At 74.4% G+C, this 19,586-nt stretch carries 19 protein-coding genes; 10 read left to right on the plus strand and 9 right to left on the minus strand.

Annotated elements, in window-relative coordinates; genetic code table 11:
• Positions 1–3: 3 nt before the first annotated feature.
• Together TBIS_RS14660 and TBIS_RS14665 are read right to left on the minus strand one after the other, a co-directional pair.
• Positions 4–429, minus strand: a complete 426-nt coding sequence (locus tag TBIS_RS14660) for a molybdenum cofactor biosynthesis protein MoaE (protein ID WP_013133185.1) — start codon at positions 427–429, stop codon at positions 4–6.
• Positions 430–475: 46 nt separating this feature from the next.
• Entirely contained in the window at positions 476–1,546 is a 1,071-nt protein-coding gene (locus TBIS_RS14665) for an NAD-dependent epimerase/dehydratase family protein (protein WP_041431641.1), read from the minus strand.
• 82 nt (positions 1,547–1,628) lie between these two features.
• Between TBIS_RS14665 and TBIS_RS14670 the strand changes: the two genes are divergently transcribed.
• From TBIS_RS14670 to TBIS_RS14680, 3 genes are all read left to right on the plus strand, one after another.
• Positions 1,629–2,939, plus strand: a complete 1,311-nt coding sequence (locus TBIS_RS14670) for a zinc-dependent metalloprotease (protein WP_013133187.1) — start codon at positions 1,629–1,631, stop codon at positions 2,937–2,939.
• A 137-nt stretch (positions 2,940–3,076) separates the two neighbouring features.
• Positions 3,077–3,643 (plus strand): NUDIX hydrolase, encoded by a 567-nt coding sequence (locus TBIS_RS14675; protein ID WP_013133188.1) that lies wholly within the window; start codon positions 3,077–3,079, stop codon positions 3,641–3,643.
• A complete protein-coding gene (locus TBIS_RS14680) occupies positions 3,640–4,635 on the plus strand; it encodes an endonuclease/exonuclease/phosphatase family protein (RefSeq protein ID WP_013133189.1) in 996 nt (331 codons plus the stop codon). Before TBIS_RS14675 ends, TBIS_RS14680 begins: the two co-directional genes overlap by 4 nt.
• Positions 4,636–4,679: 44 nt before the next feature.
• Here TBIS_RS14680 and TBIS_RS14685 read toward each other — a convergent pair whose 3' ends face one another.
• Positions 4,680–5,192, minus strand: a complete 513-nt coding sequence (locus TBIS_RS14685) for a M48 metallopeptidase family protein (RefSeq protein WP_050760549.1) — start codon at positions 5,190–5,192, stop codon at positions 4,680–4,682.
• Positions 5,193–5,390: 198 nt separating this feature from the next.
• Between TBIS_RS14685 and TBIS_RS14690 the strand changes: the two genes are divergently transcribed.
• Both TBIS_RS14690 and TBIS_RS14695 read left to right on the plus strand, forming a co-directional pair.
• Entirely contained in the window at positions 5,391–6,455 is a 1,065-nt protein-coding gene (locus tag TBIS_RS14690; RefSeq protein ID WP_013133191.1) for a ThiF family adenylyltransferase, read from the plus strand.
• Positions 6,452–7,765 carry an ABC1 kinase family protein gene (locus tag TBIS_RS14695; protein ID WP_013133192.1) on the plus strand — a complete coding sequence of 438 codons (1,314 nt, stop codon included), beginning with the start codon at positions 6,452–6,454 and terminating at the stop codon, positions 7,763–7,765. The genes TBIS_RS14690 and TBIS_RS14695 overlap by 4 nt, the downstream gene beginning before the upstream one ends.
• Positions 7,766–7,890: 125 nt before the next feature.
• Here TBIS_RS14695 and TBIS_RS14700 read toward each other — a convergent pair whose 3' ends face one another.
• The 5 genes from TBIS_RS14700 to TBIS_RS14720 form a co-directional block, all read right to left on the minus strand.
• Complete coding sequence (locus TBIS_RS14700) at positions 7,891–8,073, minus strand: hypothetical protein (protein ID WP_013133193.1); 183 nt, start codon at positions 8,071–8,073, stop codon at positions 7,891–7,893.
• 32 nt (positions 8,074–8,105) lie between these two features.
• Positions 8,106–8,369, minus strand: coding sequence for a WhiB family transcriptional regulator (locus TBIS_RS14705; RefSeq protein WP_013133194.1), 264 nt, complete (start codon positions 8,367–8,369; stop codon positions 8,106–8,108).
• A 121-nt stretch (positions 8,370–8,490) separates the two neighbouring features.
• Entirely contained in the window at positions 8,491–8,799 is a 309-nt protein-coding gene (locus TBIS_RS14710) for a hypothetical protein (protein WP_148231539.1), read from the minus strand.
• Between the two features lie 119 nt (positions 8,800–8,918).
• On the minus strand, positions 8,919–9,800 hold the full coding sequence (locus TBIS_RS14715; protein ID WP_013133195.1) for an acyl-CoA thioesterase: 882 nt from the start codon (positions 9,798–9,800) through the stop codon (positions 8,919–8,921).
• Between the two features lie 23 nt (positions 9,801–9,823).
• The gene (locus TBIS_RS14720; RefSeq protein ID WP_013133196.1) at positions 9,824–11,872 is read right to left on the minus strand and encodes an ATP-dependent DNA helicase UvrD2; all 2,049 of its coding nucleotides are present in this window, start codon (positions 11,870–11,872) and stop codon (positions 9,824–9,826) included.
• A 367-nt stretch (positions 11,873–12,239) separates the two neighbouring features.
• Between TBIS_RS14720 and TBIS_RS14725 the strand changes: the two genes are divergently transcribed.
• A complete protein-coding gene (locus TBIS_RS14725; protein ID WP_158306189.1) occupies positions 12,240–12,968 on the plus strand; it encodes an alpha/beta hydrolase in 729 nt (242 codons plus the stop codon).
• 376 nt (positions 12,969–13,344) lie between these two features.
• On the plus strand, positions 13,345–13,593 hold the full coding sequence (locus TBIS_RS14730) for a mycoredoxin (protein WP_013133198.1): 249 nt from the start codon (positions 13,345–13,347) through the stop codon (positions 13,591–13,593).
• Between the two features lie 424 nt (positions 13,594–14,017).
• Here the strand turns inward: TBIS_RS14730 and nudC are convergent, their stop codons facing one another.
• Entirely contained in the window at positions 14,018–14,929 is a 912-nt protein-coding gene (gene nudC / locus TBIS_RS14735; RefSeq protein WP_013133199.1) for an NAD(+) diphosphatase, read from the minus strand.
• A gap of 120 nt (positions 14,930–15,049) precedes the next feature.
• Between nudC and TBIS_RS14740 the strand changes: the two genes are divergently transcribed.
• The 3 genes from TBIS_RS14740 to TBIS_RS14750 are packed head-to-tail and all read left to right on the plus strand — an operon-like array spanning position 15,050 to position 19,585.
• Entirely contained in the window at positions 15,050–16,258 is a 1,209-nt protein-coding gene (locus TBIS_RS14740; protein WP_013133200.1) for an ATP-grasp domain-containing protein, read from the plus strand.
• A complete protein-coding gene (locus TBIS_RS14745) occupies positions 16,255–17,895 on the plus strand; it encodes an IucA/IucC family protein (RefSeq protein WP_013133201.1) in 1,641 nt (546 codons plus the stop codon). The genes TBIS_RS14740 and TBIS_RS14745 overlap by 4 nt, the downstream gene beginning before the upstream one ends.
• A 22-nt stretch (positions 17,896–17,917) precedes the next feature.
• The gene (locus TBIS_RS14750; RefSeq protein ID WP_013133202.1) at positions 17,918–19,585 is read left to right on the plus strand and encodes an IucA/IucC family protein; all 1,668 of its coding nucleotides are present in this window, start codon (positions 17,918–17,920) and stop codon (positions 19,583–19,585) included.
• Position 19,586: the final 1 nt, after the last annotated feature.

Consider the following 19,586-nt stretch of genomic DNA (forward strand, 5'->3'; position numbering starts at 1 on the left):
GGTTCAGTCACACGCGCCGACCCACTCGGCGCTCCCATCGGCGAAGACCTGGTGTTTCCAGATCGGCACCTCGCGCTTGAGGTCGTCGATCAGCCGCCGGCACGCGGCGAACGCCTCGGGCCGGTGCGGGGCGGCGGCCGCCGCCACCACCGCGATGTCCCCGAGCTCCAGGTCGCCCGTCCGGTGGACCACGGCGAGCGCGGTCACCGGGATGTCCCGGGCGACCCGCTCCGCCACCTCACGCAGCCGATCGGCCGCCGTGGGGTGGGCCGAGTAGGAGAGCCGGGCCACCCGCTTGCCGTGGTCGGTGTCCCGCACCGTGCCCACGAAGACCGCCGTACCACCGGCCCCGTGGTCGGCGACGGCGCGCAGCACCTCATCGACGGAGAGCGGCGTGTCCCGGACCGCCGCCAGCCTGATCACGTCCATCGCACCGAGCCTAACCCGGACGGAGTGTCACGGACGCCGCTTCGTATCACGGACGCCGCTTCCGCCGCGCGACGTGGACGATCGCCGCCGTGCCGATGATCGCGGCCGTGGCGCCCGCCGCGGTGATGGTCGCCTCCTTGCCGGAGAGCCGGCGGCCGACCACGGCGTGCCGGCCCTCGGAGAGCGCGAGCAGCTCGCGCAGGGCGGCCTCGTTGGTCCACGACGGCTTCCACCCCACGGCCCGGAGCGAGGCGCAGTCGACGACCCACGGGTAGACCACGTACTGCAGGTCCACGGCCGGGGTGGGGGTGATGCCGAGCCGGTGGAGCCGCTGCGCCGTGCCGAAGGTGAGCCCGGCCGGCAGCTCGAGGCGGCGCAGCCCGGAGATCTCCTCCACCTGGTCCATCTCCAGCCAGCCGTCGCAGCCCACGGCCACGACCCCGGAGACCTTGCCGAGCGCGGCCAGCTCGAGCGCGGAGACCAGGTCGTCGACGTGGCAGAACTGCCAGCGCGGCAGGCAGCCCTTCACCACGAGCAGCCGGGGCGCCTCGAAGTGGCGGGTCACCACGGTGTCCACCCCCGGGCCCACCAAGGCGGCCGGCCGCAGCACGGTCACCTCCAGGCCCGGGTGCGAGCGGAGCGAGCGCCGCGCCAGCGCCTCGATCTCCAGGAAGTCCCCCACCAGGCCGGTGCCGGTCTCGGCCGAGACGGGCGCGTCCTCCGGGAGCGGCACCGGGTTGTCGGGGGCCGCGCCGTACACCATCGCGCTGGTCACCAGCACGACCCGGCGGACCCGCGCCGCCGCGCACGCGGTCAGCGTGGTCTGCGCCGCCCGGAGGTTGTACCTGCGGCGCTCCACGGGGTCGGAGTCGAGCGACTGATCCATGCCGAGGTGGACCAGCACGTCGACGTCGGAGATCCGGTTCGCCAACAGCGGATCGCGGATGTCGAGGACCCGCCACGTCACGTTCGCTACGTCGCCGCGCTGGTCGTCGATGGCCACGACGCGCCGGAAATCCGCAGACGAGGCCACTCTCGCCAGGAACGCCCGGCCGACGCCGGTGGCGGCGCCGGTGACGGCGATGACGGGTGGACGCTGGCGTTTCGAGGTCGGCACGAGGTCCTCACTTTGCACTGACCCGCCTCACGGCGGATAACGTGGCGACTGTGGACTCCTCCATCCTGCATGAGGTGGCGCGGTGACTGACCTGCCTGGTCGCGGAAACGACCCGAACGAAGACCCATTCGCCATATTCGGCAACCCACAGCAGTTCGCCGCCGTCATGCGGCAGATCGCCGACATGCTGTCCGCGGCGGCCTCCTCGGACGCCGGGCCCGTCAACTGGGAGATGGCCAAGAACATCGCCCGGCACGCCGTGGTCGCGGGGGGAGATCCGAGCGTCATGGAGGGCGAGCGGCGGCAGATCGTCGACGCCCTCAACCTGGCCGACCTGTGGCTCAACGAGGTGACGGTGCTGCCGAGCGGCCTGGTCAACCCCCAGGCGTGGAGCCGCTCGGAGTGGATCGAGCGGACCATCCCGGTGTGGAGGCAGCTCTGCGAGCCCATCACGTCGCAGATGGTGGAGACGATGGGCGGCACGCTGAGCGCCGCCGGGCTCCCGCCCGAGGCGCAGGCGATGGCCGGGCCGCTGATCGGCATGCTGAAGCAGATGGGCGGGATCCTCGTCACCCAGCAGATCGGCCACGCCATCGGAACGCTCGCCCGCGAGGTCGTCGGCTCCACCGACATCGGCCTGCCCCTGTCCGATACGGCGGCGCTGCTCCCCGCCGGCATCGCGGAGTTCAGCCGGGGCCTGGAGATCCCCACGGAGGAGATCCGGCTCTACCTCGCCCTGCGCGAGGCCGCCCACCACCGGCTGTTCCAGCACGTCCCGTGGCTGCGCGCCCACCTGCTCGGCGCCGTCGAGGAGTACGCCCGGGGGATCACGGTGGACGTGGCCGCCCTGGAGGAGAAGATCCGCGGCCTCGACCTGAGCGATCCGGCGCAGCTCCAGCGGGTGCTCGGCGGCGGGGAGCTGCTCAAACCGGAGGAGACCGAGCGGCAGAAGGCCGCGCTCGCCCGCCTGGAGACCACCCTGGCGCTGGTGGAGGGCTGGGTGGACACGGTGGTGAACACCGCGGCCCAGGGCCGGCTCCCGTCGGTCGCCGCCCTCGCCGAGATGCTGCGCCGCCGCCGCGCCACGGGCGGCCCGGCCGAGCGCACCTTCGCCACGCTGGTCGGACTGGAGCTGCGGCCCCGGCGGCTGCGGGAGGCGGCCGCCCTCTGGAAGGCCCTCGGTGACGCGCGCGGCACGGAGGGCAGGGACGCGGTGTGGAACCACCCCGACCTCATGCCCAGCGCCGACGACCTCGCCGACCCGCAGGCGTTCCTCAGGGGCGAGACCGAGTTCGACCTGTCCCGTCTCACCGAGGAGCCCGGCCCCGCCGAGCCCACGGAGGAGGACGGCGACCAGAAGGGCGACCAGGGCGGCGATCGGGACCGCGGCTGACCGCGCGCGGACCGCGCCGTGACCGCGCGGGCGCCGTACCGGGACGCCTGGGGCCGCGCGACCGCGCGGGCGCCCGGCCGGAGCGCGCGGTCGCCCGGCCGCGCATCGGGGCCGCGTACCCGGGATAGGCTGCGGCGGTGACCCTGCATCGAGACGCTCGCACGGTCCTCACCGGCTGGACGGCGCCCACCCCGGAGGAGGAGCGCCTGCGCCGGGAGTTCCTCGCCCATCTCGACGCGCACCCGGACGCGATGCTCCGGGAGTGCGCCGCCGGCCATCTCACCGCGACCACGGCGGTGCTCTCGCACGACGGCGCCCGGGTTCTGCTCACCCTGCACACCAAGGCCCGGATGTGGCTGCCGATGGGCGGGCACTGTGAGAACGGCGACGCCACGCTCGCCCAGGCCGCCCTGCGGGAGGCCACCGAGGAGTCGGGCATCCCCGGGCTGGTCCTGCTCGGCGGGCCGCTCGCCCTCGACCGGCACAAGGGCTGGTGCCACCGGCCGTTCCGGTGGCACCTCGACGTCGAGTACGGCGCGGTGGCGCCGCCGGACGCCGAGACGATCATCAGCGACGAGTCGCTCGACCTGCGCTGGTTCCCCGTCGAGGAGATCCCCGAGCCGACCGACGAGGCCACCAGGCGGCTCGTCCGCCGGGCGCGGGCCCGGTTGCTGGCGGAGCGGGGTGCGCGCGCCGGATCATGACGAGAACCGGAGCGAGCGACGTCGGCGGCGTCGTCCGGGCCCCGGAGCGCCGGCGGCGGGTCTCCCCCTGGCTCGCCTGGCTCGTGGTCGCGCCGTTCCCGGCCTGGGCGGTGGCCCGGCTCGCCGGGCTCGACCGCGTCCCGCTGCTCGTCGAGGCCATGGCGGCGACGCCGTACGCGGCGGTGGGGTCGCTGATCGCGCTGCTCGTCGCGGCCGCCGCCCGGGTGCGCGGCGCGATCGCCGTCGGCCTGGCGACGGTGCTCACCATGGCCGCCATGGTGGTCCCGCGGGCGCTCCCCTCGGCGCCGGCGGCGACCGGGCCCGCGCTCAAGGTCCTCACCGCGAACCTGTTCTTCGGGCACGCGGACGCCCCGGCCGTGGTGGCGCTGGTCCGCAGGCTCCGGCCCGATGTGCTGAGCCTCCAGGAGCTCACCCCGCGCGCGCTCGCGGCCCTCGACGCGGCCGGGCTCGGCGAGCTGCTGCCGTACCGCCACACCGAGGAGGGGTGGGGCGCCTCGGGCGGCGGGATCTTCTCCCGGTACCCGCTCACCGAGCAGCCCGGGTTCTCCCCCGGCGGCGGGCACGCCATGCCGCGGGCGCGGTTCACGCTCCCCACCGGCCAGGCGGTCGAGATCGTGAACGTGCACACGGTCGCCCCGCTCGGGCCCGCGGTCGCGGACTGGCGGGCGCAGCTCGCCGCGCTGCCGCGCCCGGAGCCGGGGGTGATCCGCGTCCTCGCCGGCGACTTCAACGCCACCCTCGACCACGCCGATCTCCGGAGGGTGCTCGCGGCGGGGTACGCGGACGCGGCCGACGCCACCGGGACCGGGCTCGTGCCGACCTGGCCGAGCGGCCGGCGGCTGCCCCCGCTGATCACCATCGACCACGTGCTCTACGACCGGCGGGCCTCCGCGGTGCGGACCGAGGTGCACACGCTGCCGTTCACCGACCACCGCGCCTTCTTCGCCGAGCTGCGCCTGCCCGGCCGGTGACGGGGCGCCCCGGCGGGCGGCGCGGGCCGATCGGGCGGTGGGGGTCAGTCCTCGGCGAGGCCGTTGGCCGCCATGGAGAAGCCCTCGAGGAAACCCCTGGCGCGCTCGGCGCGCGGGTACCGCTCGACGAGGGCCCAGAACTCCGGCCCGTGGTGGGGCACGAGCAGGTGGACCAGCTCGTGCATGATCACATAGTCGACGACCCAGGAGGGCATGCCACGGAGCCGGGACGAGATCCTGATCGTGCCGTGATCAGGCGTACAGGAGCCCCACCGGTGCCGCTGATTGTCCACCCAGCGTACGCTCACCGGCGTGGCCTTGCCGTCCAGGTATCGGGCCGACAGCTCCAGCGCCCGGTCGAGCAGGTCGTCGTCGCTCGGCCGCCGCCGCTGCTCCTTGGCGGCGAGCCGGTCGAGCATACGGCGGATCCAGTGCTCCTCGTCCGCTTCGCTCAGGCCTGCCGGCAGCAGCACGATGGTCTTGTCGCCATCGCGGTACGCGGATACGGTTCGCCGCCGCCGTGCGCTCCGGCGAACCTCGACACTCTCGGGGGGCACATATGCACGGTAGCCGACGCAGGCGGATTTCCACAGTGGGGCGGGAACGTTTTCCCTGGTCATTCGGGGGAAGGTGATCTTTCTCGCCCGCACCCCCTGCCGTTCTCTGCTCGCACCAGCCACGATCACCCCGCAATTATCCACAGCTCACGGGCGTCGCGGCCCCGGCCATCGGCCGGTGTGGCAAGGTCTGGCGTCATGAGACCTCGCCTCAAGCGCGCCCTGCGCCGCATCGACCGCGACGCGCGCACGATCCAGTTCGGGGTGCACCCGGCCCAGGCCGTCGTGCTCGGTGACGTCGAGCCGGCCGTCCGGAGGCTGATCGACAGCCTCGACGGCACCCGGACCCTCGAGCAGGCCATCGCCGAGAGCGAGCTGACCGAGCGATCGGCCCGCGAGGTGATCGGCATGCTCACCCGGCACGGGGTGCTCGAGGACGCGTCCGCCTCGCCGGAGCCGCTCGCCCGCCTCACCGTGGCGGAGCGGGACCGGTTACGCCCCGATCTCGACCGGCTCTCCCTCACCTGTGACGACGGAGGGATGGGCGCGTTGCGGGCGCGGAGAGCGGCGCACGTCCGGGTGCACGGCGCCGGGCGGGTGGGCGCCCAGGTGGCGGTCCTGCTCGCCGCCGCCGGGGTGGGGAATCTGTGCGTGGTCGACCCCGGTACGGCACGGCATGAGGACGTGGTGCCGGGCGGGCTCGGCTGGGACGACGTCGGGCGGGCGCGTGAGGACGGCGCGGTCGCCGCGGCCCGGCGGATCGCCCCGAGCGTCAACGCCTGGCCGGGCCGTACCGCGTCACGGCTGAGCGACCGGGCGTCCCGCCCCGACCTGGTGGTGCTCGCCCCGGTCGGCCCGCTCGACCCGGCCCTCATCCGGGAGCTCGGCGAGGAGGGGATCCCGCACCTGCTCGTCACCGCGTACGAGGGACGCGGATCCGTGGGGCCGTTCGTGCTCCCCGGTGTCACCCCCTGCCTGGTCTGCCTCGAGCTCACCCGGCGGGACCGCGACCCGGGCTGGCCGATGGTGGGCGCGCGGCTCGGCGGCTACCCCGGCGGCGAGATCGCCTGTGACACGGCGCTCGCCACCCTGGTCGCGGCCGAGGCGGTCATTCAGGTACTCGCCTACCTCGACAGGTCAAGTGTGATGAAAGGCACACTCGACGTTCTCCCCGACGGGCATTGGCGTCACCGCACCTGGGATGTCCATCCGCAATGCGCATGTGGTCGAACGGTCACGGCATCGCTGACAATGGTCGAGTGAGTGACCTGCCCCGCCGCGCCGTGACCCGTTCGGCCAAGATGGCCACGCTCCCCCTCGGGTTCGCCGGCCGTGCCGTGCTCGGGCTGGGCCGCCGGCTCGGTGGCGCGTCAGCGGAGATCGTGACCCAGGAGATCCAGCAGCGCACCGCCGAGCAGATCTTCAAGGTCCTCGGCGAGCTCAAGGGCGGGGCGATGAAGTTCGGTCAGGCCCTCTCGATCTTCGAGGCCGCGCTTCCGCCGGAGATCGCCAAGCCGTATCGGGCGACCCTCACCCGGCTCCAGGAGTCCGCGCCGCCGCTCCCGGCGGCGACCGTGCACCGGGTGCTCGCCGAGCAGCTCGGGGACGGCTGGCGCGACTACTTCAAGGAGTTCGACGACAGGCCGACCGCGGCGGCCTCGATCGGGCAGGTGCACCGGGCGATCTGGCATGACGGGCGCCAGGTCGCGGTGAAGATCCAGTATCCGGGCGCCGGGCAGGCGCTGATCTCGGATCTCAACCAGCTCTCCCGGATCGGCAGGCTCTTCGCCGTGCTGCTCCCCGGGATGGACGTCAAACCCGTCCTCGACGAGATCAAGAACCGGCTTTCCGAGGAGCTCGACTACCTGCGGGAGGCCGAGGCCCAGCACGCGTTCGCCCAGGCGTTCCGGGACGACCCGGACTTCCTCATCCCCGACGTGGTCGCGGCGAACGAACGGGTGCTGGTGAGCGAGTGGCTCACCGGGACCCCGCTTTCCAAGATCATCGAAAGCGGGACCAAGGAGCAGCGCGACCGCGCCGGCCTGCTGCTCGTCCGGTTCCTCTTCTCCTCCCCCGCGCGGGTCGGCATGCTGCACGCCGATCCCCACCCGGGCAACTTCCGGATCACGCCCGACGGCCGGCTCGGCGTGCTCGACTTCGGCGCGGTCCACCGGATGCCGGACGGCTACCCCCCGGTCGTCGGCACGCTCATCCGGATCTTCATCCAGGGGGACATGGAGACGGTCGTGCGCGGGCTGCGCGAGCAGGGCTTCATCCGGCCCCACATCGAGGTCGACGTCGAGGCGCTCCGCGCCTTCCTCGCCCCCTACGTGGAGCCGGCGCGCGTGGAGGAGTTCACCTTCAGCCGCGAGTGGCTGCGGCAGCGGGCGGCGAGTGTCGCCGATTTCCGGCCGGACAACGTGATCCGGCAGCTCAACCTGCCCCCGTCCTACGTGATGATCCACCGGGTCCACGCGGCCGGGGTCGGCGTGCTCTGCCAGCTCGGCGCCACGGCCCGGTTCCGCGACGAGGCCGTGCGCTGGCTTCCCGGCTTCGCCGAGGTCGCCCGGTGAGCTCCGGTGCCCCGGCGGGCCGCCCGGGCCCGCGTCCGGGGCGCGGACGGCCGCCCGCGTGATTCAGGTCTCGGCGAGCGGGCCGGCCTCCGGCCCGGACGGCCGAGGCCGGCACCGCGACCGGGTCATAACCGGGACAGGGCCCGGTCGAGGCGGCGGGCAGCGCGCTCGACCTGGCGGCGCGCCCGCTGCGCCGCCACCAGCCGGCTGACGATGCGCTGCTCCTCCGCCTCGCGGCGAAGAGCCCGTATTCGGTCATCGCTCAGTTCGTGGAGCACATGGGGCGGTGCGATCCAAGAACCGTACATCGCTGCGTCCTTTCGATCGAGGGTCGTGACGGTCAGGCGGCGACGGGCGACTTACGCGGACGCCCGCGCGGCCGCTTCCGCGGGACGATGGTCCCCCGGACGATGAGCTCGCCGCCCCAGACGCCCCACGGCTCGGCACGCTCCAGCGCGTGGGCGAGGCAGGCCTTCCGGATCGGGCAGCCGCCGCAGAGCGCCTTGGCGAACTCCACCTCCTCGGGCGACTCGGCGAACCAGAGATCAGGATCGGAACGGCAAGGGAGGTCGGCGTCGCTCAGGTCAATGACCGGGGCCGCCATGTGTGTCTCCTCTTTGATAGCTGCGGACTTGTGGTTCCTCGGGTTGGCCGGACCCACGGCAGTGCCAAAGAAGAAGGCCGCGGATCCCGGCGTCGGATCCGCGGCCTGGGGCGAAGGCCGGTCAGGGTCTGACCGGTTCACTCCAGGCGCAATGCGGACCCAGCGCCCCGCCGTCGTCGATGCGGTCGGTCTGCTCGTCGTTCATCGGCCGGCCGAGAAGAGCCGTTCCGTTGACATGCGCGCTGTAGCCGGACACGTCACCGGCGAGAGCGAGGGACACGTCACCGGCGCCGGCGAGCAGAGCCGGGCCGGCCTCGGCGGATGCGAGAAGCTGGCCAGAGGCGCGAAGCGCCAGATCGGCCCACGCGCGATCAGCGGCGAAGCATGCCGGAGTGAGCCACGGCGCAGTGACCTTCATTGGGCTGATCACCGGGGCTCACCTCCAATCCATGCGACGGCTTGACAGCGTCAAGCAGACCGTTCAACCGGGTCGATCAAGACCCTAAACGCGCGCTCGCGAGCGAGCAACTTATTTTCTACCTGCGATTTTTACAGTTTCGTGACATCGCTGACGCGAATCAAACATTCTTGGACCACCGAGACGGCGAGCTCACCCGAGGCCGTGAACATCTGGCCGCGCGCCAGGCCGCGGGCGTTCCCCGCCCATGGCGTCTCCTGGTGGTAGAGCATCCACTGGTCGGCGCGGAACGGGCGGTGGAACCACATGGCGTGGTCGAGGGAGGCGGTCGCGGTCATCCGCGGCGACCGCCAGGAGAGCCCGTGGGCGAGCAGCACGGTGTCGACCAGGGTGAAGTCCGAGGCGTACGCGGCGAGCACGACGTGGATCAGCGGGTCGTCGGGCAGCCCCTCGTCGTAGCGGAACCACACGCTCTGCTCCGTGGCCCCGGTCTCCCCCTCGCCACTTCCCCACGGCAGCCCGTTGACGTAGCGGAGGTCCACCGGCCGCGGCCGGGAGAGCAGGTCGCGCCAGTTCGGGTCGTCGCCCACCACGGCCTGCAGGCGCTCCTGGATGGTCGGGACCTCCTCCGGCGGGGGCACCGCGGGCATCCCCACGGCCTGGTGGGCGAGGCCCTCCTCGTGGATGTGGAAGGAGGCCGACATCGAGAAGATCGCCTTGCCGTGCTGGATGCCGGTCACCCGCCGCGTGGTGAACGAGCGCCCGTCGCGCACCCGGTCGACGTGGTAGACGATCGGCACGGACGGGTCACCGGGCCGGATGAAGTAGGCGTGCAGCGAGTGGACCGCCCGCTCCGCCGGGACCGTACGGCCGGCCGCGACGAGCGCCTGGGCGGCCACCTGGCCACCGAACACCCGCTGGATCTGCTCGGCCGGGCTCCGCCCGCGGAAGATGTCGAGCTCGATCTGTTCCAGGTCGAGCAGGTCGAGGAGTTCCTTGAGCGCCGGGTTCACGGGGCCTCCAGCAATCAGGGGGATTACTCACCAGTAAAGGTATCTTCCGCCCGGCACAGACCCAGCACGGCCTCGCCGTACCGGTCGAGCTTCGCCCGCCCGATCCCGGCGATGGCGAGCAGCTCCTCCTCCGACCGCGGCACCCGCTCCGCGATCGCCTGCAGGGTGAGATCGGTGAAGACGACGTACGCGGGCACCTTGGCCTCCTTGGCGACCTTCGCCCGCCAGGCCTTGAGCCGCGCCAGGAGCTCCTCGTCGTAGTCCGCCGGGCAGGTGAGGCACCGGCCGAGCTTCTGCTCGGCGGCCTTCACCAGGGTCCGGCCGCAGATCCGGCAGAGCACCGGCCCGGCCTGCCGCGGGCCGCGGGCGAACCGGGCGGGCCGCTCCTCCCGTACGGCCCGGGCGGACCGGGTGAGGCCGTCGAGGAACCGGGACGGCCGCCGGGAGCGGCGCCCACCGGGCGACCGGGCGAGCGCCCACGACAGGTGGAGGTGCTCGCGCGCCCGGGTGATGCCGACGTAGAGCAGGCGGCGCTCCTCCTCGATCTGCTCGGGCGTCTCCGCGTGCACGATCGGGAGCATCCCCTCGGTGAGCCCGACCAGGAAGACCGCGTCCCACTCCAGGCCCTTGGCCGCGTGGAGCGAGGCGAGCGTCACCCCCTCCACGGACGGGGCGTGCTGCTCGGCCGCCCGCCGCTCCAGCTCGGCGACGAACTCGGGCAGGCCCGCGCCCTGGACCGCCATGTCCTCGGCGAGCTCGGCGAGCGCCTTGAGCGACTCCCAGCGCTCCCGTGCCGTCCCACCGGTGGGCGGCTCCGGGGTGAGCCCGATGCCGCCGAGGATCGCGTGCACGGCGGGGGCGAGCGGCTCGGGCTCGGCCGCCCGGGCCGCGCCGCGCAGCAGCACCATGGCCTGCCGTACCTCGGGGCGTTCGAAGAACCGCTCCAGCCCGTGCAGCACGTACGGCACGCCCGCCTCGCCGAGCGCCTGCTCGTACGCCTCCGACTGGGCGTTCACCCGGAACAGCACGGCGATCTCCTTCGCCGGCACCCCGCGCTCGATCAGCCGCTTGATGGTGTGCGCGACCCCGCGCGCCTCGGCGGTCTCGTCGTCGTACTCGGTGAAGACCGGCTCGGGACCGTCCGGCCGCTGGGAGACCAGCTCCATCCGGTGCGGCGAGCCGGCGATCACCCGGTTGGCGAGCGAGACCACCTGGGGGGTGGACCGGTAGGTGCGGACCAGCCGGATCACGGTGGCCGACGGGAACTCGGCGGAGAACCCGGTGAGGTAGTGCGGGGTGGCTCCGGTGAAGGAGTAGATGGTCTGGTTGGGGTCCCCGACCACGCACAGGTCGTCCCGCCCGCCGAGCCAGGCGTCGAGCAGCAGCTTCTGCAGCGGGTTGACGTCCTGGTACTCGTCGACCACGAAGTAGCGGTACTGCCCGCGGATCCGCGCCGCGACCTCCGGGTGCTCGGCGATCATGGCGGCGGTGAGCTCCAGGATCGTCTCGAAGTCGATGAGGTGCCGCTCCCGGCGCCGCTCCTCGTACGCCGCGTAGAGCCGGGCCACCTCCTCCGGGGGGAGCGGCGGGGTGCGCCGGGCCTTGGCCGCCGCGGCCGGGTAGTCCTCCGGCCCCACCTGGACGACCTTCGCCCACTCGATCTCGGCGGCGAGGTCCTTGAGCTCGCCGCGGTCCACGCCGCCGCGCACCCCACGGCTGACCTCGGCGAGCAGCGGCAGCTTCGATTCGATCACCTGGGGCATGCGCCCGCCGATCACCATCGGCCAGAAGTAGCCGAGCTGGCGCAGCGCGGCCGCGTGGAAGGTGCGGGCCTGCACGCCGGGGGCGCCGAGGGCGCGCAGCCGGTGCCGGAGCTCGGCCGCCGCCCGGGTGGTGAAGGTCACCGCGAGCACCGACTGCGGCTCGACCACCCCGGTGCGGACCGCGTAGGCGATCCGATGGGTGATCGCGCGCGTCTTGCCGGTTCCCGCGCCGGCGAGCACGCACACCGGGCCACGGACCGCGAGGGCCACCTCACGCTGCTCGGGATCGAGCCCTTCCAGGATGTCCACGGTGTGCGATCTCCCAACATGCGAGCCGGATCATGTTGCTGGCATCATCCTTCCAGCAGCACGCCGCGTGTGTCCCGTCCAGGGCACGCGAAGGCAACACGGGAGGAAACGCATCGTGAAGAGAGCGGCGCGGACGGCGATCGGCACGGCGGTGCTCGCCGTGGCCACCCTGGCCACACCGGCCGGGGCGAACGCCGCAGTGAATCAGGGTGCCGCCGGCACGCCCACTCCCTCCGCGCCGGCGGCATCGCCCTCGGCGTCGCCGTCCCCGGCGGCCCAGCAGCCCTCGCCCAGCCCGAGCCCGTCCCGCAGGGCTTCCGGCATCAAGATGCGCTCGTACGCGTACGGCCGCCACCCTCACCAGCGGATGGACGTCTGGTGGCACCCGACCGGGCGGCCACGGCCGGCGATCTTCCTCGTCCACGGCGGGTGGTGGTCCGGCGGCAGCCGGCTCGCCCTGACCTCGCTGAGCCGGAGCTACGCCCGGCTGGGCTACACCGTGGTCAACGTCGACTACCGGCTCTCCGGGGTGGCGTCGTGGCCGGCCCAGCGGAACGACGTGATCACCGCGATCGAGCTCGTCCGCAAGCACGCCCGCCGGTTCAACACCGACGCCAACCGCTACGTGGTGCTCGGCTTCTCCGCCGGTGGGCACATCGCCGCGTCGGTCGGCACGTACGGCAACGGCCGCCCCGGCCTGCGCGGGGTCGTCGGCATCTCCCCGGTGGTCTCCCCGCTCACCGCCTACTCCGACGGCGAGGACCTGTTCGCCACCGCCCAGCAGCGCCGGCTCCGCGACGCGGCCGTGCAGCTCGCGGGCGGCTGCACGCCCACCGAGTGCCCGGACACCTGGTCGAGCATGGAACCGGCCTTCCACGCCTCGCCGGGCGACGCGCCGCTGTTCACCGCGCACTCGGAGCGCGAGTTCGTGCCGCCGTACCAGAGCGAGCTGCTGAAGCAGGCGCTCGGCGAGGTCGGCGTGCCGATGACCGTGAAGGTCGTCCCGGGCACCGGGCACAGCTCGGCGGTCTACCGCCACCCCGGGGTCTCCGCGAGCGTGCAGGCGTGGATCGCGGCGCGGCTCGGCCGCCGCTGAACCCGCCGAGGGGGCGCACGGTGGCCGGCCCGCCGGCGGGGGCACCGGTGGCCGGCCCCGCCGGCACGCGATCGGCGAATCCTGCCCCGGCGCGCCCGCGGTGAACCGTCCTCGGGCACGAGCTTCGGTGAACCGGTGAACCGGTGCGCCGGCGCCCGCCGCCGCACCCCGGACCGCCGGCGCCGGCCGCGCACCGGACCGCCTGCGCGAACGGTGCACCGGACCACGGTGCCGAGGGCGCCGGACCACCGGCATGCACCGCCGGGCCCCGGGCCCACCGGGCCGCAGTAGGGCCGGCGGGAACAAACGCCGCGCGGAGATCGGTTGCCTATGACGCCCAGGTGGAGATCCTGCGGCGAGCACAGAAAGGACGACGATGGCGCTGACCGTCTACACCACGAGCTGGTGTGGCCCCTGCCGCCGGCTGAAGAGCCAGCTCACCCGGGAGGGCATCCCGTTCGAGGAGATCGACGTCGAGCGTGACCCGAAGGCCGCCGAGTTCGTGATGAGCGTCAACAACGGGAACCGCGTGGTGCCGACGGTCGTGGCCGACTGCCATGTGATGACCAACCCGTCGATCGCCGAGATCAAGCGGCACCTCGAGGGGGCCTGCCAGGCCGCCTAGCCGGACGCCGGCCCGGTCATCCAAGGCGGCCGGCCGGTCCTCGGGCCCGGTCGGTCCAGGGCGGGCGGCCGAGCCTCGGGCCAAGTCAGTCCAGGGCGGGCGGCCGAGCGCGGGACCGGACATCGGAGGCGGCCCGCCCATCGCAGGACCGGAGCCTCGCCGCGGCGGTCCATGCCGGACCGGCCCACCGCGGAGGGGGCCCGCCCGCATCGAGGCGGGAAAGGCCGCCTTGAAGCAGGTGGCCGTCACGCCCCGGAGCAGGTGGCCGTCACCGGCCGGGCCACGGCGGAGAGGCGCCGGGTCCGGCGTCCCCGCCCCTGCCGGCGGCCGGGCGGCCCGGACCGGTTCCGGTGAGCGGCTCCGCTCCTGCGCTCGCGCGTGCCCTCCGCCCCTTGCCCACGACGAGGCGCACGGCCACGGCGCGCTACCGCCAGGTGCCGGCACCCGGGAGCGGCCCGCCGTACCAGGTCTCGATGAGCCGGCGGGCGATCGACACCTGGGGCGGCAGGGCGAGCTCGCCCGCGTCGAGCGCGGCGGCGAGCTCCTCGCGGGTGACCCAGCGCGCCTCGGCGATCTCGGCCGGGTCCGGGTGGAGCTCGGTGGTGACCGCGCGGGCGAAGAAGCCGAGCATGAGGCTGCGCGGGAACGGCCATGGCTGGCTGCCCAGGTAGCGGGGGTCGGTGACGGTGATCCCCGCCTCCTCCTTCACCTCGCGGATCACCGCGTGCTCGAGCGACTCGCCCGGCTCGACGAAGCCGGCGAGCACCGACATCCGGCCCTCCGGCCACGACGGGCCGCGGGCGAGCAGGGCCCGGTCCTCGTCGTCGTGGACGAGCATGATCACCGCGGGGTCGACGCGGGGGAAGTGCTGGCTGCCGTCCTTCGGGCAGACCCGGACGTGGCCCGCTGCGGTGACGTCGGTCCGGGTGCCGCACCTCGGGCAGTACTCGTGGGTGGCGTGCCACTCCTCCAGGGCGACCGCGTAGACGAACAGCCCGGCGTCCCGGTCGTCGAGGAGCGCGGCCGCGCGGCGCAGCCCGGTGACCTCCCCGGGCGGGAGCGGCGCCCGCACCGCGAAGTACGCCACGCCGTCCTCGTCCACCCCGAGCAGGTACCGCGGCCCGGGCGGGGCCTCCGCGGGCGGCAGCAGCACGAGCGCGGCGCCGTCGCCGTACCGGTGGATCAGCGTCCTGCCCTCGTGCACGACGAGGACCCGGGTCTTCTCCTCCGCCCACGCCTGCTCCAGCCACCGCTCGTCGTGGCGCAGGGCCGCGGCGCGGTCGATCGAGGTCCTGGAGAGCAGCAGGGGTCCGAGCAGGCGGTCCGTGGGTCGCACGGCTTCATCCTCGCACGCCCGGCGGCGGGAACACGCGCGAGCCCGGCTGCGTCACCGCCGCGCAGTGATCTTCCTCCGGTTTACGATTCGTACTTAGGTTCGCCTCACGGAGGAGCCTGCGTGCGGTTATACCTCACGGCGCTCAACCCGACCGGGTCGGTGCTCGACGGGTTCCTGCCCGCGGCCGCGGCGCTGGGGTGGGACGTCACGATCCTCACCGACCGGCCCGAACGGTATCCGGAGCACGAGGCCATCGCGACCGACGTACGCGACCCCAGGGCGATGATCGACACGATCATCGGTCACCACCCGCCCGATGTGATCTTCTCCGACTCCGACCACATCCAGGCGGAGACCGCGCTCGTCGCCGAGTACTTCGGGCTGCCGGGCAAGGACTGGCGCGCGTGCGCCACCGCGAAGAACAAGTCGCTCATGCGGCGGCGGCTCGCCGCGGTCGAGCCGGTCCGGTCGGTACGGCTCCCGCCCGGCACGGCCCCGCCGGCGGACCTGCCGTACCCGGTGGTGGTCAAACCGGCGCTGGGCGTGGCGAGCGAGGACGTGTTCCTCGTCCGGGACGAGGCCGAGCTCGCCGACGCGATCGCCGACATCCGGACCCGGCGGCCGGACGACGTGCTGGTCGCCGAGGAGTACCTGGAAGGGCCGCTGTACACGCTCGAGACCCTGGGCGACGGCCACGCCACCTGGATCCTCGGCGGGTTCCGCACCACCCTCGGCCCGCTCCCCCGCTTCATCGAGGAGCGCCTCGACTGGTCGCCCGAGCGGCCCAGGGGGCACCTGCGCCACCTCGCCACCGCGCTCGCCACGGTCGGCGTCGGCTTCGGCGCGTGCCACACCGAGTACGTCGCGACCGAGCGGGGACCGAGGATCATCGAGATCAACTACCGGCTGATCGGCGACGACTGCGGGTTCCTCCTCGCCGACCTCCTCGGCGTGCCGGTCTTCGAGTGGATCCTCCGCGTGCACGCCGGCGAACCGCTCTCCGCGCTCCTCCCCCAGGCCACCACCGGCCCCGGCCGCTCCTTCGCCACCCCGCCCGCGCTCCGCCGGGACGGCGTGCACGGCACCGCGCTGAGCCTCGTCGCCGGGGAGTCCGGCGTGATCACCAGCGCCCCTCCGGCCGTGGCCGGCGAGCGGCGGGGCGACGTGCGGCTCTGGCACCGCCCCCTCCGCGCGGCCGGCGACCGGATCACGGTGACCGGCACCAACCGCGACTACCTCGGGATCGTGCGCGCGATCGGCCCCGACCGGGCGAGCGTCGACACCGCCCTCGCGTCGTTCTGCGCGGACCACCCTTGGGTGATCGCATGACCGTGGCCGGCGAGCTGGAACGGCGCCTCGCCGCCCGCGTGCTGAACACGCTGCTCCGGGAGAACTACGGGTCGATCGCCTCCCGGGTGACCCGGGACCGGCGCGGCCCCGCGCTCGTGCTCGCCTCGGGCCGGCGGGTACGGCTCGCGCCGGGCTGGCCGTTCCAGGACTTCGCGGTCCGGGAACCCGGCGGGGCGGACCCCGGGGACGGCGGGCCGCCCGGGCTCGGCGAGGTGCTCCAGACGCTGGCCGCGGTCGCCGACCCGGCCGACGCCCCAGGGGTGGCCGCCTTCGAGCGGGAGTGCCGGGACGCGCTCGCCGCGATGCGGCTCCACCACGAGCACCGGGACGAGCTGGCCGCCCGGCTCACGGCCGCCGGCGGGCCCGGCCCGGGCCGGGCCACGATCTTCTACGAGACGCTCGCCGCCACGGTGGACCACCCGCTCTACCCCACCGCGCGCTGCCGCCGCGGGCTCACCGCGGCCGAGCTGCTCGCCTACGCCCCCGAGTTCGCCCCGGAGTTCGCCCTCACCTGGGCGGCCGTCCCCCGGGAGCGGGTCACGCTCGGCGCGCCCGGCCTGCCACCGTGGTGGCCGGGGTGGGCGGACGTCGGCCTCGACCCCGGGCTCGCCCGCGGGCACGTGCTCTTCCCCGTCCACCCGCTCACGTTGCCGCTGGCCGGGCGCATCGCCGGGGTGATCCCCGCGTCCGCGCCGTACCTGACCGTGCGGCCCACGCTCTCCATGCGCACGGTGGAGGTCGGCCCGCGCACCCACCTGAAGCTGCCTCTGCCCACCAGCACGCTCGGCCTGCGCAACCGGCGGTCGATCAAACCGGGCACGCTCCGGGACACCGCGCTCGCCGAGTCGCTGCTCCGCGAGGTCCTCGCCCGCGAGCCCGGGCTGCGGGTGGTCCCCGCCGGGGAGCAGTGCCACGGGCACGCCGGCCACGAGTACCTCGGCTGGCTCGTCCGCGAACTGCCCGAGGGGGAGATCGTCTCCGTCGCCGCCCTCCTCGCCGAGCTCCCCGGCGGCCGGGGCGGGGAGCGCCGGCTCGTGCTGCACGACCTCGCCGACCGGTTCGCCGGCGGCGACCCCGCGGCGCTGCTCCGCGACTACCTCGCCGTGCTGCTGGAGTGGAACGTCACCCTCTTCGTCCGGTACGGCATCGCGCTCGAGGCCCACCAGCAGAACCTGGCGCTGGTCTTCGGCGACGGCCCCATGCGGCTGCTGGTGAAGGACAACGACGGCCTGCTCGCCTCCCCGGCCCTGCTGCGCGCGGCCGGGCTCCCGGTCCCGGACTTCACCGACGAGCGCATGCTCACCGACGACCCGCACGCGCTCGCCGACCTCTTCGTCACCATCACCCTCCACCTCGCCGCGATGGCCGTGGCGTACGGCGCGCTGCCGGAGCGCGCGGCGCCGATGGTCCGGGAGGCGCTCTCGGCCGCGCTCGCCCCGTTCGGCGACGACCCGATGGCCCGGCTGCTGCGCGCCCGCACGCTCGAGGCGGACCGGCTGGTGGCCAAGTCGATGCTGATCGCCGGCACGCTCGTGGACAAGCGCCGCACCGGCGCCCGGGACGTCAACAAGTACTACGGCACCACCGGCCCCAACTACCTCCGCTTCCCGTCATGAACCCCACCCCGAGGGACTCCCGATGTCGGACACCGTGCGCGCCCGCCACCTCGCCCTCGCCGAGGAGGCGACCGTGGCGGCCCTGCTGCGCTGCTGCATCCGCGAGATCGCCGGCCCGCGCGGCCGGGTGCGGACCGCCGGGCCGTACCTGACCGCGCGGATCGCCGGCACCCCGGTGCGGACCCGGGCCGGCGGCGGGATCGCCCTGCGGTTCACCGGGCCGGCCGAGCTGCTCGAGGGCGGGTCGTGGCGGCGGCTCACCTCGGCCGAGCTCGTCGGCCTGATCGAACGGGAGCTCGGCGCGGGCGGCGAGGTGAACGACGAGTTCGGCGCCCAGGTGGCCGCGAGCCGGGACGCCATCGCCGCGCTGCTCGCCGCCCGGGAGCGGGCCGACCCGCCCGCCGACCCCTGGCTCGCCTCCGAGCAGGCGCTGGTGACCGGCCACCCGTTCCACCCGTCGCCCAAGGCGGGGGTGGCCGCGCCCGGGTACGCGCCGGAGGCGCACGCGCGGTTCCGGCTGCGGCTGCTCGGGGTCCGCGCCGACCTCGTCGCCGAGGGCGGGGACACCGCCGTGCTCGACCGGCTCGGGCTCGCGCCGCCCGGGTACGTGCCGCTCCCCGCGCACCCCTGGCAGCTCGAGCTGCTCGCCCCCGACCTCGCCGGGCCGCTCGCCGACGGCCGCCTCATCGACCTCGGTCACTGCCCGGGCCTGGCCGTCCCCACCTCGTCGGTCCGCACCGTGTACCACCCGGGCACCGGGGTCTGCCTCAAGTTCAGCCTCAACGTGCGGATCACCAATTGCGTGCGGAAGAACGCCTGGTACGAGCTGGCCGGCGCGGTGGAGCTCACCAGGCGGCTCCGCCCCGTCTTCGACGAGCTGGCCGGCCGGCACCCCGGCACCCGGTGGCTGCCCGAGCCGGGCTACCGCTCCGCCGCGCTCGGCACCCGGCTGCTCGAAGGGCTCGGCGTGATCGTGCGCTCCGCTCCGTGGCAGGTCTGCGGCGCCGGGGTCACCCCGCTCCTCGCCGGCGCCCTCGCCGCCCCGCCGTACGGCCCGGCCGCGTCCGCCGGGGCGCCGCCCGGGGTGCCGGAGGCGGTGCGCGCCCGCCGGGCCGCCGACCCGGTCACCTGGTGGCGGGCGTACGTGGAGCGGGTCGTCCCGCCCGTGCTCGACGCCTACGCCGACCACGGGGTCGTGCTCGAGCCCCACCTGCAGAACGTGCTCATCGGCGTCGACGCGGACGCCCTCCCCGCCGAAGTGATCTTCCGCGACCTGGAGGGGACCAAGCTCGTCGCCGGCCGCCACGACCTGTCCGGGCTGCCCGCCCGGGTGGCGGCGGCGCTCACCTACGAACCCGAGCGCGGCTGGAACCGGATGGCCTACTGCCTGGTGGTCAACCACCTCGCCGAGGTCGCCGCCACCGTGGCCGCCTCCGCCCGCGACGCCCGGCGCCCGGAGCACCGCGAGCGGCTCCTCGGGGAGCTCTGGGCGGTCGCCGCCGAGGTGGTCGCGCGGCACGCCGGCGGCCGGCCCCCGGTGCGGGAGCTGCTCTCCCGCTGCTCGCTCCCGGCCAAGGCCAACCTCGGCGTGCGCTGGCGCCGGGCGGCCGACCGGGCCGCCGGATACGTCCCCGTGCCCAACCCGTTCGTGCGCGCCGGCTCGGCCGGCCGGTCAGGAAAGGCCTGGTGAT

It is taken from the genome of Thermobispora bispora DSM 43833 (assembly GCF_000092645.1).
Classification (GTDB): Bacteria; Actinomycetota; Actinomycetes; order Streptosporangiales; family Streptosporangiaceae; genus Thermobispora; species Thermobispora bispora.